Below are 17,458 nucleotides of genomic sequence, written 5' to 3' on the forward strand. Positions count from 1 at the left end.
ATAAATAATGTCAGTATCTGTACCAACACCACAGCAGCAACTTAAGTTTCTGAAACAGATTCAGCAAATTTTGCATTCAGGAAGTTTTTCTTCGACTTATAAATTTGCTTTATTGATGAGTCTTTCCCGCTTGGCAATTGAACAAGGGTGTGATACTGGAGAAAACTTAACTTTAGACTATCTGGATATTGCAGAAAAATTTATAGATTTATACTGGAAGCAGACTTTCCCATTTCATTTTAATGAAAATGAACCATTCCTGTTACAACAGAATAATGGTAAGCAAGCAGGAATTATTAGCTTAATTCATACAGCCCAACAACGGTATAAATCCCTTGCTTTAGCCAGACGAGACCATGTGTACTGGCTGCAATTGAAAAAGAAAGTGGCAGATATCGTAAAGAAGATGCCTGTAACTTACCTACAAAATTTGAAAGGTCAAAATATTGAGTTTTTATATCGTTTAGAAGAGTCTCGAAAACAACTCATACTTTTGCCAAATGTCATGTATTGCTTACGTCAATTCAGTGAAATTATTGAAGAGTTATGTCAAAAAAAGTGGGTTGATTTTGTCAGGTTAAATAAAGGTAATTTATTGGTTCTAGATGGCTTGCCTGATTTGGCAACATTCATGTTTGAGCCAAGTCGAAGTCAGCTTCGACAAGTAGGGGCATTTCTAGTTGACCTACAGGCATGTAAGTGTTTTTACTGCCAAAAGCCAATTAAGCAAAATAAATGGGCTGTAGACCATTTCATACCTTGGGCAATGTACCCAGCAGATACAGGTCATAATTTTGTGCTTGCAGATGAAAAATGTAATTCAGCTAAAAGTGATTTCTTGGCGTCAGAAGAGTTTTTATTTCAATGGCAAGAGCGAAACCAAAACTTTGATAGTTTAATTACGGATGAATTGTCGAAGTTTGGTTTTCTGACAGATATTGGACGGTCACATAGTGTTGCTAGTTGGGCATATCGACAGGCAAAGGATAATGGATATTTATTGTGGACAAATAAGCCCTATTCGTTTACATAAATTTAGAGTATCTATCTATAAGTAGTTGATGGTCATGGAATTCTATAAAAGGTTTAAGAGCTAAATAAATTTTCTCTTGTAGATTGATGTCTATCCATGATTCATCACCATAGATACATTCACACATGGCTCTGAAAATAAGTTCAATTTCATGATTATTCATTAAAAAAATCTCTTCTTCTACTCTACTTATGAGTGCATTAAGAAGTTCCTCAAAATTTGCAAATTCTTCATTATAGAAATCGAGCTTTGAAGAAATATAAGAAAAAAAGCCTTTTGCATTTTCAACTAAAGGAATGAGACAAAGATAGAGCTGTGAAATTTCATTAGTTGTGAAATAGGCTCGATTGCTGTGATGGGAGATGTAAAATGCTTGAAGTAACTCAATGGTTTTCAATATACCTAAAGTCCGATAGAAGTGATCTTTTAGCAAAGCAAACTCACGAATGTCTCTGATATAACCAAAGTCTTCTAAATCCTTGAAACCTTTAATTCTTTTTAAGGGGGAAAAATAAGTAAAAATGCTTTTCTTTTTATCCCAGCTAATAACTTCAGGAATAAATCTCTCTGTTATCCATTCAAATGAAGTTTGACAAGACCACCATTGTTTTTCTGATACAGGGATTTTGCTAAGGGGCGGTTCCCATAACAAGGTGAGTTCATCTTTGTCATTGATATCTTCAATGTTTTCTGCCCAAAACATACCATGATAAACATCCTCTACAGGTTTATATTTTTCTCCTGTATATAGTTGTATGAAATTTCGAGATGCTGAAAATATATGCCATTCAGTGTCTCCATTATCTACATCATGAACGTGCGTAAATTTAATCATTAGGTCCCAAATTTTCTTGGACAATGTACATAAAGCAACGTATGTTCGACCATTCCATGAAATAAAAGGAAAGTTATAAGCTTTCCATATGTCTTCAATTTTTTGTATTGCTCCGAGATAGGCAGAAGTAAGATTGTCTGCAACTTCTGTAATTTGTTGAATAACTTCAATTGGTAGATTAAAGCGACAGTTTTGTAAGTCTATAACCTCAGATTGATTTGATGGAGTACCAATATAAAATGGTCTATAGCGAGAATGGATAGGTTGTCCTGAGTTCCCTAAGAAATTTTCTAACATCCATTTGTTTTCTAGAATAACACTTGCCCCATGAGCATCATGAGTTTTAACCGTAATAGTGGCAGAGCCGACATGGTTTTGTGTTGGTAATAAAGCCGAAATTTCAATCCACTTTTTTTTAATTTTCCAATTGCCATCCTCAAAAAAGGATTCATCAAAATCTGAATAATTTAATGAAGAGAAATCAAGAAATTCTTTAGCCGCTTCTCGATTATTTTCATCAGGATCAATTAACGCTTTATGTAATGTCTCAATAAAGTGAGTTCTAAGCATCCATTCATTGTAAAACTGACTTTCAGGAGCCATTGGAAAGAACTTGCTAACAATGTCAGGATAGGATTGTGACATTGTGGTTAAAGTTACGGCTGTCCATAACTCGGACTCAATTCCTAAAGCATGTAGTTCTTGGTGTATCTCATGCCATTTCTTCGAAATATTTCTAGGTACTTCTTCTTGTGCAAGGATAATGACATATTTATTTATGTTAGGGAGTAAGTCGTTTTGTTTGAACTTTTTTATAGTTTTCTCTAGTTCTTGAATTGATAAATTTCCCCAGCATTTGCATTCATAAACAGCTAGCATTCTAGGGGATTTTACAAAATTGGCGCAAATATCAAGCCCACCCTGATAGTGTCCATTACCTTTAATACGGTGAACATTGTTTAAATTTTTATCTTTAATAAGTAACCATTCGCAATATTGTTCAAATTGCTCGCTGGTAAGTCGTGTGAATGGTAATACAGTAGCATCGAATGGAATATAATTTTTCATAGATTAATTTTTTATAAAAATGTATATTATTTAACCTTTTTTGATTTTTATACACGAAGAATTACTTATTGAAATAACATTTAAGTTTAGTCTCAGTCATATCAATAACAGTAGAATAGATGGAACTCAAGAAATCATACATATCTGTAGTAATTAAAGAAATGTTTACTCCTGGTTGAGCTATTGAGAAAACAAACTCAACATTTGTGTACTTTAGTGCTTTATTGATCTCGTTTAGCTCATCTTGCTCACCATAGTAAAATCTCTTTCCAGCAAGAACGCCTGTTTGATTGCGGCGTAATAAATGTCGTATTAATTCTTCAGGTCTCCATTTATAACGTAAAGATATTATTGCTTGTCCACATACTTCATATAGATCGGATAGCCTTGCTCCAGCCTTTTCTTTAGAATATTTACAGTGAGCAAGTTCAAAACGAATAAGATTTTCCTCTTTGAATATTGCAATAATATCTGCGGCCTCTCCAGAATTATCATCATTAAAGACAATATTGGCCCCGTCAGAAATAAACTTTTTCATCATAAATTCTTGAATGGAATTTGTACGCATTCCTCCATCTTTATAGATAGATTCAATCTTAAAATTTACATCATTCCATTCCAAAGCTTCCATTCTCTCTTTTGGAATTCGATATTCTGGTTTATCACTAAATTTTGTATGGATACATCCTGCGATAGTATCACTATTAATTAAAAAAAGTGTTGGTGGGTAGTCTTCTAAGAATTTTTTTAATAGTATTTCATCTTTTTTTATACCTGAAATATATATTTTTTTATCTTCTAATCTTTCAATTTGGAACCCTTTTTCTCCGCCTAACGTAAGTGAAAATAAGATTTCAGTTTCATAAATAGATATCTTGAAATGAGCTGTCTGGGTAGTAAAATTAATAAAATTAATTTTTGCTTCAGAGAGTAGATAAGAAATTCCATCTACCTCTAAAGTTAGCTTATGTATTTTTTCATAAAGATCTTCTGCCCAATCTGTACCTAAAACAACCATATTGTCAGGATATTCTTCTAGCTGAATTTTTTCAGCTGAGTCCTCTAGAATTTGATTCGCATCAATGTTGGGATCTGTAATTACTTTTCCAATATTAATACACCATTCTTTCCACTCTTTTAGATCAGCAGCTTTAGAAGGGCTCCAGACTTTACCTTTAATCGATGCTCCTATGCTGATAGGTTTACCTTCTTTAAAACCGATACCAACAAAATCTGATTTCTTGCATCTATTTCCTTCTTTCCATTTGCTTAACTCAGCTGTTACATCAGCCCCACTCAGTCGAGAGTAGCGATGTAGATGATTAGCTGGTTTGAAGATACCTGCATGGACAATACTTAATCTTTTTATATTGTGAAAAGCTTTAAAAACATTATCATCTTTAATTTGAACTGCCGTATCTAGACTAATTTTTTTAATTAAATTTTCAATATCAAGTAGTTTATCTGAGTATCCTAAATAAAGAAGTTTAGTTGAAATGTCGTAATGTAAAACAATAAGCCCCCAAGTTTGATCCCTAATTTTATCTGAACGAGCCCATTTTACTTTGTCCCGACTTTGTGTGGTGAAATAAAAAACATTTTCTAATTGATTAAAATAGGGTTGGGAAATAGCATATCTATTTATGTTAAATGCATCTTTAAATTTAAGCCAATCTACTTTATCCGCATGAAAACAAACGCAGCTTAAAGCCGGGTATACTAACTTGGGATTTAATGTGATATCGGGAGAGTCAAAGCCAGCATATGGTTGACATCCTTGTAAAAATGAAAGGAGAGATTCTGCTTGAGCTTTTCTAGCATCTGCAATTTGGCTAATAACATGTTCCCATCCAGTGCCTTCTTGAAATAAGTTCTCCAATTCTAGATACATATTTTCTTCAGCATAATTTACAATGAACGAGGCATCTCCAAGTCCCTCCTGTGTTCTGGTAAAACGACCAATAAACTGTAGTAAGACAGAGATGGATTTATGCATACCGTGAACAGCAGCAATTTTAAAATTAGGATAATCAAAACCTTCTTTAAGCATATCTACACAAATTACAATGTCATACATATCCCTTTTTATATCTTCAATAATTCTTTTTCTTTGGGGGGAGTCAGAGTGAACAAGTGTAATTCTCTCATCTGGAAAACAGCTTTGATATAGCGCTAAAAGCTCGGTAGCTTTTTCTAATCTATTAGCTCGAACCATAATTCTATGATTTTTCCAGCCTTGTTTTCGATCTGCTATTAACTTTTGTACAGCGGCTTGGGCGATAGCTAAATCTTTCTTTTTTGGATGTCTTTCATCCACTGCGATAAGTGAAATTTTTGAAAAGCATTTATCTTTTAAAGCTTGAGAAAGTGGGTAATTGAAAACTACCTTACCCTCTATAGGCTGTCTATCATGTCTGTAAGGTGTAGCTGTGAATTGAACAATTTTAGATGTTTTAAACAATTTTTTTAGCAGATCCCATTCACGTGCTTTGACATGATGAGCTTCATCAAAATAAACATTACTAAAAAGTTTTTGAAGTTTATTATGTAGTTTAATTGGACTACGAGCCAATAATGCAGGTGTTGTAATAACAACTTCGGCCGAATTTATTACATCTATATCTTCATCAGTTGTTATTGTTTTTTCGAGTGCGATAATCTTGGGGTTTTTAAAATTGTAAGGGATTACCCCAAGTTCTCTAAGCATCCCCCAGTTTTGAAATTTTTCAAAAATTTGTTCTTTTAAATCTATAGTTGGAACAATAACTAACGTTTTAATAGCTTGCGTTACAATACTTGTTAGGAGCATTGTTTCGGTTTTGCCTGTCCCTGTAGGGAGCACAACTGTGGCTACCCCATTTTCTAAAGACCAATGTGATAAGAGAGAGTGTATGGCTCCAATTTGTGCGGGACGAAGGCTCTTTTCTGTTGCATGCTGAGGTAAAAGCTGTACTTCGGTTAAACTCTTCTCGTACTCAAATTTTGGAAATAAAAGATTATTCTTTATTTTATAGCTATTTTTATACTTTGTGAGTTCAGCTTCAAATTGTAGACCAGATTCTTTATGAATTAGTGTATAAGTACAATTTTCTTTTTTTTGAATAAAAAAAATATTTTCTTTTTGAGGTAAAGCTAAACGAGATATACTGCCTATCTTATTTTTTTCTTTAGAAACAAAAAGATAGTCTTTGGTTGAGTATTCTTCTTCAAACAATAAATATTGATTAGTATTAGAATGTGAATTCATATTCTTTGTATAAAAATAAAATAGAATTTAACAACTAATTTAGTTCTTAGCAATTGATTTGCCTACCTAAGTTCTAAATGAAATCAGATCTATTCTCCTAGGAAATATATATAGATCTTTTGATCTATATAAGTCATTGTTCGGCTAATATAAAAGATATTTATTTGGCGTAAACTTGTAACCTGATGTCATTATAGTTTGATTATCTAGTTATTACCTTTGATAAAAAATAAGACTGAGAGATTTAGCGTGACACTTGAATCGACAAATTTTGCTTTTTTGGTTGAGTACGACCCTTTATTCGTTGAATTGGCTGGGGCAGCTGAGAGAGCTTTCTATAGCGATCCTAATACAACTTTAATTAAGCTTCGTCAGCTAGGGGAAGCTATTGCACAACATATGGCGGTAACACTTGGTATTGAATTTAGTGAGCAAACCACTCAGGCAGACTTAATTTATAAGTTAAACGGTGAGCTAAAATTAGATAAAGTTGTACGTGATTTATTTCATACTTTACGGATTGAGGGTAACAAAGCAACTCACCAATTTAAGACCAAACATAAAGAAGCTATTAGTGGTTTAGTTGTAGCGCGTAATTTAGCAATTTGGTTTCATCGATCTTTTGGTAAGGCTGGACCAGATTTCAAACCAACACCTTTTGTTCCTCCTGCTGATCCTAGTTTACAATTGCGAGAGTTGCAGGCTGAAATATCTAAATTAAAAAATGACTTACAAGCCACTAATGTTCAAGTGGATTCTAGTCAGCAGTTGAATGAATTAATTGCTAAAGAAAAAGCAGAGTTTAAAGCATTAGCTTCAGCAATGGATGAGGCTGCTCAGAAATTTGCTATCCAAGCTAAAGCCCATGAAGATGCGCTTGCAAAGCAGCAACGAGAATATGAAGAAAAGGTTAAAGAGTTACAGCAACAACTTTTAAGTAAGAATGAAAAAGAAGTTTCTGTCAAACGTCAACAGATTGGTCGTAATGCAAGAACAGCAAGTCAATCTATTGTATTAGATGAAAAATTGACTCGTATTTTAATTGATCAGCAGTTGCAAGAGGCTGGTTGGGATGCCGATACACAAGAACTAGATTATCGTAAAGGTGCTCGACCTGAGAAAGGGCGAAATATTGCAATTGCTGAATGGCCTATGCGAGGAAATATTAAAGGTGAACGTGCTGATTATGTGCTGTTTTCAGGATTAACGCCAATTGCTGTAGTTGAGGCAAAAAAAGAAAATCTGAATGTGGCTGGCGCTATCACTCAAGCTGAACGGTACAGTCATGGAATAACGATCGAAGCTCCACTACAAGGTGCTTGGCTGCTAGAAGGATTATCACAACCTTGGTCTGATGGTGTTGATAGCTTCTATCATATTCCTTTCGCTTATTCTTGTAATGGTCGCGAGTATTTCAAACAATCGGCAGAACAGTCTGGAACTTGGTTTAGAGATGTACGCAGTGTGAGTAACACTAGACGTCCATTACAATCCTTTCATAGTCCAGACGGTTTATTAGATATCCTTAAACGAAGTAAAGAAGAGGCGCAACAAAAATTAAAAGATGAGCCTTTTGGATATTTAAAAGTTCGTGATTATCAACAAAAAGCAATTATTGCAGTTGAAAATGCTTTATCTCAAGGTGTTCGTTCAGCGCTGTTAGCAATGGCAACAGGGACTGGTAAAACAAGAACAATTATTGGTTTGATGTACCGTTTTTTAAAAACAGAAAGATTTAAACGTATCTTATTTTTAGTAGATCGTACTGCTTTAGGTCAGCAAGCGCTTGATGCGTTCAACGAAGCTCCATTAGAGCAAAACTATACGTTATCTAAAATTTATAATGTAGCTGAGCTGGGTGATATGACTGCTGAAGCAGAGACACGTGTGCAAGTGGCAACGGTGCAGGCAATGGTCAATCGCATATTTAAGAGTGATAACCCACCTCCAGTTGACCAATTCGATTGTATTATTGTGGATGAAGCCCATCGGGGGTATGCCCTAGATCAGGAAATGACTGAAGGCGAAATCGCAACTCGTGATGCCGCTCAATATCTATCTAGCTATAGAAGAGTGTTGGACTATTTTGACGCAGTCAAAGTAGGTTTAACAGCAACTCCTGCAAAACATACGAGTGACATATTTGGTAAACCCGTCTATACCTATTCTTACCGAGAAGCAGTCGCAGATGATTGGCTTATAGATCATGAGCCACCGATTCGTTATGAAACTTTACTTTCTCAAAATGGGATTAAATTTTCCAAAGGGGAAAATGTTAATGCGATCAATACACAAACAGGCTCAATCGAAAGTGCTGAACTCGATGATGAGCTTAATTTCGAAGTTGATGCTTTTAACCGTCAAGTAATTACTAAAGACTTTAATAGAGTGATCTGTGAACAATTAGCTCAAGAAATTGATCCATTTGGTGATGAGAAGACCATGATCTTCTGTGCGACCGATGCTCATGCTGATATGGTGGTACGTCTTTTAGGGGATGCTTTTAAAGATATTTACAATGGTGGGTATAATCAATCTGCGGTCGCCAAGATTACAGGTAAAAGTGACAAGGTTGATCAACTAATTCGTCAATACAAAAATGAGAGATACCCGAGTATTGCAGTTACTGTTGACTTACTTACTACAGGGATTGATGTTCCTAAGATTTGTAATCTTGTGTTCATGCGCCGAGTGAAGTCTCGTATTTTATATGAACAGATGATTGGTCGTGCGACCCGTCGTTGTGATGAGATTGGCAAAACTGTTTTTCGTATCTATGACCCTGTGGATATTTATGCTGCTTTGCAAGATGTAAATACCATGAAGCCGTTAGTAAAAGACCCGAATGTAACTCTAGAACAACTCGTTGAAGAGTTAACAGATCCTGAAATGTTGAACAGAGCATTAAACTGCCCTGGTGAGCAATTAGGGGAAACACATGCGCATGTTGTCCTGAGTCAGCTAAGCCAAAAATTAATGAGAGTTTTGCGTAAAGCTGAGAAAAAAGCAGAAAATAAGCCGTTATTAAAACAAAAGTTAAATGAATTGCAGGAACAGTGGGGTGTTGAGCCTAAGACACTTCATAAGCATTTACATGATCTAGGCCCTAAAAAGGCTGCTGAATTTATGATACAGCATTCAGGCTTAGTCAATCAGTTAGCTAAAGTTGATGAACTTCTTGGTTCTGATAGGAAGCCTATTATTTCAGAGCATCAGGATGAGTTGGTCAATCGAGAACAGACTTATGGTGCAAATCAAAAGCCTGAAGATTACCTAGATCAATTTAATCACTTTATTAAAGAACAGTTGAACTTGTCTGTTGCTTTAGGTGTAGTGGTAAATAGACCTAAAGATTTAACTCGAGAGCAGTTAAAAGAAGTTAAGTTGTTGTTGGATGGCAACGGGTATAATGAAGCCAATTTGCGGAGTGCAGTTCTCCAGCAAACCAATCAAGACATTGCCGCGAGTATTGTTGGGCATATACGTCGGGCAGCTTTAGGTGAAGCATTAATTCCATTTGAACAACGTGTCATGCAAGGGATGCAACGAATTTATGCTATGCATCCATGGACATTAGCCCAACGTAAATGGTTGGAACGTTTAGCAAAGCAGCTTGTACATGAAGTCATTATTGACCGTGAGTTTGTTAATAACCGCTTTAGTGATCAGGGCGGTGCTAAGCAAATGGATAAAGTGTTAGGCAATCAGCTCGATACTGTTTTAGATCAATTGAGCGAAGCTATTTGGCTTTCGCAAAGTGCGTAATTTTTAATTTGGATTGACCATGACAAATAATGATATTGTTCAAAAACTCTGGAATCTGTGTGATGTATTGCGCGATGACGGCATTAATTACTCAGATTATGTGACTGAACTGGTTTTATTATTATTTATTAAAATGGTTCATGAAAACACTGAAGCTGGCACTTTAAAGAGTCATCCTTTACCTGAAGGATGCCGTTGGGAAGATTTAAAAGGAAAATCTGGTCTAAATCTACTTAATGATTACAAGCGCATATTATTGAGCCTATCAACAGGTAAAGACCACGATGGAAAGCAGATTCATGAAGACCCTCTAATTTCTGCTATCTATGCAGATGCGCAGACACGTTTGCGAGAGCCGCGCCATTTAGAACAAATGATTAAGACCCTAGATCAGATTGATTGGTTTAGTGCCACGAAAGATGGTTTAGGTGATTTATACGAAGGTTTATTAGAAAAGAATGCCTCTGAAACAAAATCTGGTGCAGGCCAATATTTTACACCACGTCCCTTAATTAATAGTATGGTACGTTGTTTAAAACCGCAAGCTGGAGAAACAATTCAAGACCCTGCTGCGGGTACTGCTGGATTTTTAATTGCTGCTGACCAATATATTAAAGAACAAACAGATGATCTGTATGATTTAACGAGTGATCAACAAAAATTTCAAAAGAATAAAGCTTTTGTTGGTGTTGAGCTTGTTCCTAGTACGCGTCGTTTAGCCTTAATGAACTGTTTACTGCATGGTATGGAAGGCGATGATGAAGGTGTGATTCACCTTGGGAACTCTTTAGGGCAAATCGGGGCAAACTTGCCGAAAGTGGATGTAATTTTAGCAAACCCTCCATTTGGTACATCAAAAGGTGGAGAAGCTAGTATTACTCGTGATGATTTAACTTATCCAACCAGTAATAAACAATTAGCATTCTTACAACATATTTATCGTGGTTTAAAACCGGGTGGGCGAGCAGCTGTTGTATTACCTGATAACGTTTTGTTTGAATCAGGTACAGGTACAGAAATTCGTCGGGATTTGATGAATAAGTGTAATCTGCATACGATTTTGCGTCTACCGACAGGGATTTTTTATGCACAAGGTGTGAAAACGAATGTCTTGTTTTTTACGAAAGGCAGTGTTGAAGAAAAATACCAAGAAGAAAATTGTACCAAGCAGGTTTGGGTCTATGATTTGCGCACAAATATGCCAAGTTTTGGTAAACGAACACCGTTTACAGAGCAACATTTAAAGCCATTTGAAGTGGTATATGGTGATGACCCTAAAGGTACTAGCCCAAGACAAGAAGGTGAATATAGTTTTGATGCTTTATCAATAGAGTTAGCAAATGACGATGCAAACCGAAATGTAGATAAAGAGTTAGCTCATAGCCGTTGGCGCTGTTTTAGCCGTGAGTGGATTGCTAAGAACAAGGATGATTCATTAGATATTAGCTGGCTAAAAGATAAAGATAGTGTAGATGCTGCAAATTTACCTGAGCCTGAAGTTTTAGCGAGTGAGGCTAAAGAGGAACTGGTAGCTGCATTGGCTGAGCTAGATTCGTTATTAGCTGCTTTAGGGGTTAATTGATGAGTCAGAAAGAATGGTTGCCTAATGGATGGGTGATAGCGAAGGTCGGTGATTATTTATTTTTGAAGAATGGGTTTGCTTTTAAAAGTAATAGTTATGTTCAACCTAATGATGTGACATATCCTGTTATTCGCATTTCTGATATTGATGGCATGTATGCATCAGATGCGGATGCGATACACGTTTCGGACCCTGTGGTTGGGTTCGAAGTCTGTAAAGGCGATTTGCTGATAGCAATGTCTGGGGCAACAACCGGAAAAATTGGAGTATATAAAGGCAAAGAGCCAGCGTTCCAGAATCAGCGAGTTGGTAATTTAAAATTACGCTCAGATAAGTTAGGCAGTACGAGATTTAGGAACTATCTTATTGCTTCATTAAGCGAGAATATTCTTAAAGAGGCTTATGGTGGGGCACAGCCTAATATTTCGGGAAAAGCTATTGAGAATATGGAGATTCAACTCCCACCACTAGCCGAACAAAAAGTCATTGCAGATAAGCTTGATACCCTACTGGCTCAAGTAGAGAGCATTAAAGCTCGTTTAGAGCGGATCCCTGAGATTCTTAAACAATTCCGTCAGTCTGTGCTTGCTGCTGCTGTGAGTGGGAAGTTGACGGAGGAGTGGAGAGGGAAACAATTAGGCAGTTCACCTATAACTCGAAAGGATATTTTAGAGGCTAGGAAATCACATTGGGAGCATGCGGAGTATCAGAGACTTTGTAGACAAGATAAGGTTCCAACTAATGAAAAATGGAGGGCAAAATATAAAGATCCAGAATCTGTTCTGGATGAAGATTGCTTTGCACTACCTGCAGGCTGGTTGTGGACTAATCTCGGGGAGTTAGCTTGGAGTGTTAAAGATGGACCACACTTCAGCCCGAAATATACACAGGAAGGTGTCCCATTTATATCTGGTGGGAATATTACTGAAAAAGGAATTAATTTTACTCAATGTAAGTTTATTAGTAATGAGCTCCATGAAGAATTATCTAAAAGATGCAAGCCTGAAATAGGTGATATTCTTTACACGAAAGGGGGCACTACAGGAATTGCCTACTTTAATCAGGAAAGTAGGGATTTTAATGTATGGGTTCATGTTGCTGTCTTAAAAATAACAAACGTGATTGACGGGAATTATCTAGCGAAGGCTATGAATTCGAGTCATTGCTACCAATTGTCTCAGAGATATACTCATGGGGTGGGTAATCAGGATCTAGGTTTAACTAGGTTGATTAAAATTACAGTTCCAATTCCTCCTTTGGAGGAGCAATTGGAAATTATAAATCGAGTGGATCAGTTATTTAGCACTAGTGAGAGCATAGAGCAGCAAGTGCTGTCTGCTTTAGATCGTGTAAATAACCTTACTCAATCTATCCTATCTAAAGCATTTCGGGGAGAGCTCACTGCTGAATGGCGTGAGGCTAATCCAGAGTTAATCAGTGGTGAAAACAGTGCTGAAGCATTATTGGAAAGGATTAAAGCAGAGCGATCAGCTAAATCTGTTACAAAGCCTGGTCGAGGTAAAGCATAATGCGTTTATTGTCTTTAGAGCTAATTGGGCAATATAAGGGCTTAAAAAATCAATATTTTGATTTTCGAAATACTAAGGGAAATATTCATGCTTTGATAGGCTTGAATGGCTCTGGTAAGTCTCAGCTTCTTGAGTTAATCGCAGAAACCTTTGCTTATCTTGAGCGTTGGCAGCGTGAGGATTTTGTTGTACGAACTCCATTACCATTTGAAGTAAGTTTGGAGTATGCAATAAAAAATCAGAATCAAACTGAAGACGTGATTTTGGTGAATATTAATGAGAATGAGGTCAAGTCTTATAAGATTACTAATGATGGCGAACAACATCTATTGCTTTTAGGAGCTCCATTACCTGATTTTATAGTGGGTTATGCATCTGGATTGAATGAAAATCTTCAGCGTGCTTTTATGAAAAACTCATTACAGTACTTTGAAATTAAAAGAATAAGTGCACAGCGTCAAAAACTATTAACTGAGAGTGTTGATGAAGAGCAAGTTTCTGAAATTAATAAAAAATTTCTTAAGAAATATCCTCATATATTCGATAATCTCTATTCTGAAGATTATGATCAAGAGAACTATTTAAGTCTTAGGGAAGTTAACCCACAGCCAAGTAATCTTATATATCTGGATTACGATAGCACAAGCCTTTTGTTGTTGAGTCTCGTTTTATTACCTTTAGAAAAAGTTGAACAGATATTAGGGGAGTTAGGCTTTAAATATCCTATAAAGGCTAAGATTTATTATGATTTGAGATCGGGGGTTATCGATACAGATGCGATCCGTGATATAAAAATGCTCGTACGGTCTGTTGGGGAAAATAATATAACTCCTATTGGAAATAGAACGACTAATGATCAATTTGATCAATATGAGTTAAATTTTCTAGCTGGTATAATTGAGCTTGATTTTAGTAATTCGAGTATTTTGAATAATTTACGAGAAGCTAATTATCATGATCCTAGATCGTTTTTCCTAAGATTGTTGAAATTACAACAATTAGGGAATAAAAAATGGCCTATTACTAATAGAAGAAAGTTAGCTAAAGATGACTTTATTGAAACAGTTAAAACACCTTTGAAAACTCAGTTACCTTTAAGTATGGTTGAGCTGAGATTTCTGAACAATAAGAATCAGGAAGTATGTTTTGATGATCTTTCTGATGGTGAAGCTCAACTTATGCAGGTGTTAGCAGCTTCAACTATTTTTGGTCTTGGGCAGTCTCTCTTTTTATTTGATGAACCAGAAACACATCTTAATCCTTCATGGCGAACTTACTTCCATACTTACCTTGAAAAAGCATTGAATCTAAATGATGAGGGAGTTGAAGATTCACAAATATTTTTATCAACACATTCACCATTTATGATTTCTTCACTTAAAAAAGAAAATGTCTTCTTTTTTGAAAGAAATCACAATGGTTTGATTGATTTAAAACCTGTTGAGGAAGAAACTTATGGGGCCTCTTTTGATGTGATTATTAAACGGTACTTTGGGCTAAGATCTTTGATTTCTCATAGTGTCATTGATGAAATACGTGAGCAATTAAAATTCGGTGATGCTCAAGCTAAGCAATGGATTGAAGACAATTTGGGTCTTTCAGCTGAACGTGCATATTTGATTAAAAAGTTGAGTGATTAATGCTTTTTAGATTACATCCACAAACTCCTAAATTTCGAGTTTTCGAGTTGTTAAATGAAGAATTAATTTATTTCTTAAACAAATCTATTAATCAGCAGAGATTTGGGAGACGTCTATTTAGCTATACTCCTGTTGGTAAAGCATGTTGGAATAACTTTAGAAAACCAACTGGTAAAAATGATTTAACTCGTGATAAATTTAAAAAATTATTTCTATGTCTAAAAGGCGAAGAACAATTAATTCGTGAACAATTGTATCAAGTAATGATTGATAATCAAAATCTTGAAAATTTTTTTTCAACGCCTAATCCCAATTTAATCAGCTTTTTATCGCAAGAAAGTTTTGAAGCATTTAAAGTTCTAGCAACACATCTATATGAAAGTACTAAAGAATTGCAGCCTATTATTAATCAAGCTGGTGGTGTAAACATCTTAACTCATTTTCTTGAGTTTCGCTCAGATTCAATCAATGGAAATGTTTGTAAGGCCTGTGGTATGTCTACATTAGCAGATATTAGAGCAAATATTCCTGATGAAAAACAATGGAGGTCGGATTATGATCATCAATTATGTAAATCAGATTACCCATTGTTTTCAGTCCATCCTGACAATTTAGTTCCTATATGTGATACTTGTAATAAAAAAGCAAAAGGAGACGATAATCTCTTTTTTAAAAATAATAATATAAGATTTAGCTTTTATCCTTATACAGAATCCGCTTACAACTGCTTAGAACTAAAAATCATTAATTTGCGAGATCCTGTACCTATTATAGAACTTAACTGGAATACATCAGATCCAGATTTAATCAGTAAGTTGGATACATGGAATGATATCTATGAAATAAAAAACAGAGTTGAGGGTGAGTTTCGGTGTTTAGATGAAACAATTCTAGATATAATTAATCCTATAGATTTTAATGATTTCCAAGTACAAGTTCTACGACATGCTAGGCCAGTAGGCGATGAAACTCTCAAGAGAAAACCTTGGGCATATTGGTATCAGAAGTTTTTTTGTGAATTGAATTCTACAGATAAAGCTGCTTTTTGGCAGAAAAGTCGATTTTTTTGTGATATGGCGGAAGAAAGTGCTTTTTATATTTTAAATCGGACGAATAATCCTTCTTAGTACTATACTAAAAAAATAGATTAAGAAATTGATAGTTTTACATTCTATGTTATTAAAAATATTGAGAATAGTGAGTGTTATTTGCCCCTTAACCCATCAATAAAATCTGACCATTCTTGCATCATTTGAGTTCGATATTCAAGATGCTGTGCATGATTATATGCTTGAGATACAGCATTACCAACTCTATGAGCTAATTGTATTTCAATGGCATCATGCATATAGCCTTGCTCATGTAGGGTAGTTGATGCAAGTCCACGGAATCCATGACCAGTCATTTTACCGTTATAACCCATTGTTCGAATTGCACATAAAAGAGCATTGCTGCTAATTGGCTTAGCGGTACTGTAATTATAGAAAACGTACTGTTTTATACCTGTAATCGGTTGAATCCTTTCTAGTATCTCTAAAGCTTGCTTTGATAAAGGCACTATATGAGGCATAGCCATTTTCATTTTATGTGCAGGAATTCTCCATAAATGATTCTCATAATCAATCTCATTCCACTCCATCATTCTCAGTTCTGCTGTTCTTACAAAGGTAAGAGTCATCAACTGCAAGGCTGACCTAATGATCAGGTTGCCGTGGTAGCGATCCATACGTTCAACAAAGGCAGGAAATTCAGAAATGTCCAGACGAGCCATATTTTTTACTTTACGAGGCTTGAGAGCCTCGCCTAAGTGAGGGGTAGGATCGTTCTCAATAATTCCTTTACGAATCGCAAATCGGAAAATACGCCCAGCTAAAGGGATTGAGCGTTTCGCCATTTCCAGCGCACCACGCTCTTCAATTTTTTTGGCACAAGCGAGTACATCTTTACCTTTGATTTGATCAATTGGCATATCACCTAGAGCAGGGAAAAGGTCTTTCTCAAATACGGATAAATCACGTAAGTAAGTTGCTTCTTTTATAACTGCTTTACGATCTTGCATCCATTCCATAGCAAGTGCTCTGAAAAGTGTGCTTTCATCTACCTGCAATTTTTTTTGTTTCTTCGCTTCGTTTGGATTAATTCCATCTTTTAAGTTTAAGCGTGCTTCATCACGGATTCTTCTTGCTTGGGCAAGTGTGGTGTCGGGATATGTGCCAATGCTGAAAATATTTTCTTTCCCATTGAAGCGAAATTTCATACGCCAATGCATGCCACCTGAAGGGGTAACTTCTAAATACATGCCTTTTCCATCAGGATATTTTACTTTTTTTTCAGAGGGTTTGATCTTTCTGAGTTGAGCATCTGTAAGTCGTGTGGCATTTTTCATAGAAATTTGGGGGTAAAAAAATGAGGGTAATTTATTATACCCCCAGTTATACCCCCAACTATATCAGGATTCAATAGGGTCAATTGGAAAACATAAGGCAATAAAAAAGCCTAAACCCTTTAGATTTAAGCTTTTAGGACTCTATGAGATATCATAGAAAGTAAACTTGGCGGTGAGAGAGGGATTCGAACCCTCGATACGCGCAAACGTATACACACTTTCCAGGCGTGCTCCTTCAGCCACTCGGACACCTCACCAAGGCGTGCGATAGTAACTAAAAAATTAGGTTCTGCCAAGATTTAAGACGAGCATTACAGAAAAAAAATAATAGAGGTGATAAGATTGCGCTAAAAATCATATTGGTTTAATTACA

Annotated in this window: 9 protein-coding genes and 1 tRNA gene; 6 read left to right on the forward strand and 4 right to left on the reverse strand. The window is 35.7% G+C overall.

All coding sequences use genetic code 11. The features are described 5' to 3' along the window. The first annotated feature begins 7 nt into the window (after positions 1 to 7). Positions 8 to 1,033, forward strand: coding sequence for an HNH endonuclease (locus MKL35_RS07745; protein ID WP_270913292.1), 1,026 nt, complete (start codon positions 8 to 10; stop codon positions 1,031 to 1,033). Here MKL35_RS07745 and MKL35_RS07750 read toward each other — a convergent pair. Both MKL35_RS07750 and MKL35_RS07755 read right to left on the reverse strand, forming a co-directional pair. After that, a complete protein-coding gene (locus MKL35_RS07750) occupies positions 1,026 to 2,936 on the reverse strand; it encodes a hypothetical protein (protein WP_270913293.1) in 1,911 nt (636 codons plus the stop codon). The genes MKL35_RS07745 and MKL35_RS07750 overlap by 8 nt on opposite strands. A gap of 61 nt (positions 2,937 to 2,997) precedes the next feature. After that, positions 2,998 to 6,183: a DEAD/DEAH box helicase gene (locus tag MKL35_RS07755; protein ID WP_270913295.1), complete on the reverse strand. Its 3,186-nt coding sequence runs from the start codon at positions 6,181 to 6,183 to the stop codon at positions 2,998 to 3,000. A gap of 249 nt (positions 6,184 to 6,432) precedes the next feature. Between MKL35_RS07755 and hsdR the strand changes: the two genes are divergently transcribed. The 5 genes from hsdR to MKL35_RS07780 are packed head-to-tail and all read left to right on the forward strand — an operon-like array spanning position 6,433 to position 15,826. Then, positions 6,433 to 9,948 carry a type I restriction-modification system endonuclease gene (gene hsdR / locus MKL35_RS07760; RefSeq protein WP_270913297.1) on the forward strand — a complete coding sequence of 1,172 codons (3,516 nt, stop codon included), beginning with the start codon at positions 6,433 to 6,435 and terminating at the stop codon, positions 9,946 to 9,948. A 19-nt stretch (positions 9,949 to 9,967) separates the two neighbouring features. Next, the gene (locus tag MKL35_RS07765) at positions 9,968 to 11,530 is read left to right on the forward strand and encodes a class I SAM-dependent DNA methyltransferase (RefSeq protein ID WP_270913299.1); all 1,563 of its coding nucleotides are present in this window, start codon (positions 9,968 to 9,970) and stop codon (positions 11,528 to 11,530) included. Next, the gene (locus MKL35_RS07770; RefSeq protein WP_270913301.1) at positions 11,530 to 13,059 is read left to right on the forward strand and encodes a restriction endonuclease subunit S; all 1,530 of its coding nucleotides are present in this window, start codon (positions 11,530 to 11,532) and stop codon (positions 13,057 to 13,059) included. The genes MKL35_RS07765 and MKL35_RS07770 overlap by 1 nt, the downstream gene beginning before the upstream one ends. Continuing rightward, positions 13,059 to 14,699 carry an AAA family ATPase gene (locus tag MKL35_RS07775; protein WP_270913304.1) on the forward strand — a complete coding sequence of 547 codons (1,641 nt, stop codon included), beginning with the start codon at positions 13,059 to 13,061 and terminating at the stop codon, positions 14,697 to 14,699. The genes MKL35_RS07770 and MKL35_RS07775 overlap by 1 nt, the downstream gene beginning before the upstream one ends. Continuing rightward, a complete protein-coding gene (locus MKL35_RS07780; RefSeq protein ID WP_270913306.1) occupies positions 14,699 to 15,826 on the forward strand; it encodes a hypothetical protein in 1,128 nt (375 codons plus the stop codon). Before MKL35_RS07775 ends, MKL35_RS07780 begins: the two co-directional genes overlap by 1 nt. Positions 15,827 to 15,903: 77 nt before the next feature. Here MKL35_RS07780 and MKL35_RS07785 read toward each other — a convergent pair whose 3' ends face one another. Together MKL35_RS07785 and MKL35_RS07790 are read right to left on the reverse strand one after the other, a co-directional pair. Then, positions 15,904 to 17,085, reverse strand: coding sequence for a tyrosine-type recombinase/integrase (locus tag MKL35_RS07785; RefSeq protein ID WP_270913308.1), 1,182 nt, complete (start codon positions 17,083 to 17,085; stop codon positions 15,904 to 15,906). Positions 17,086 to 17,252: 167 nt separating this feature from the next. Continuing rightward, positions 17,253 to 17,342: transfer RNA gene (locus tag MKL35_RS07790), tRNA-Ser, on the reverse strand. Positions 17,343 to 17,458: the final 116 nt, after the last annotated feature.

The organism is Acinetobacter sp. AOR41_HL (genome assembly GCF_027854645.1).
Lineage (GTDB): Bacteria > Pseudomonadota > Gammaproteobacteria > Pseudomonadales > Moraxellaceae > Acinetobacter > Acinetobacter nosocomialis.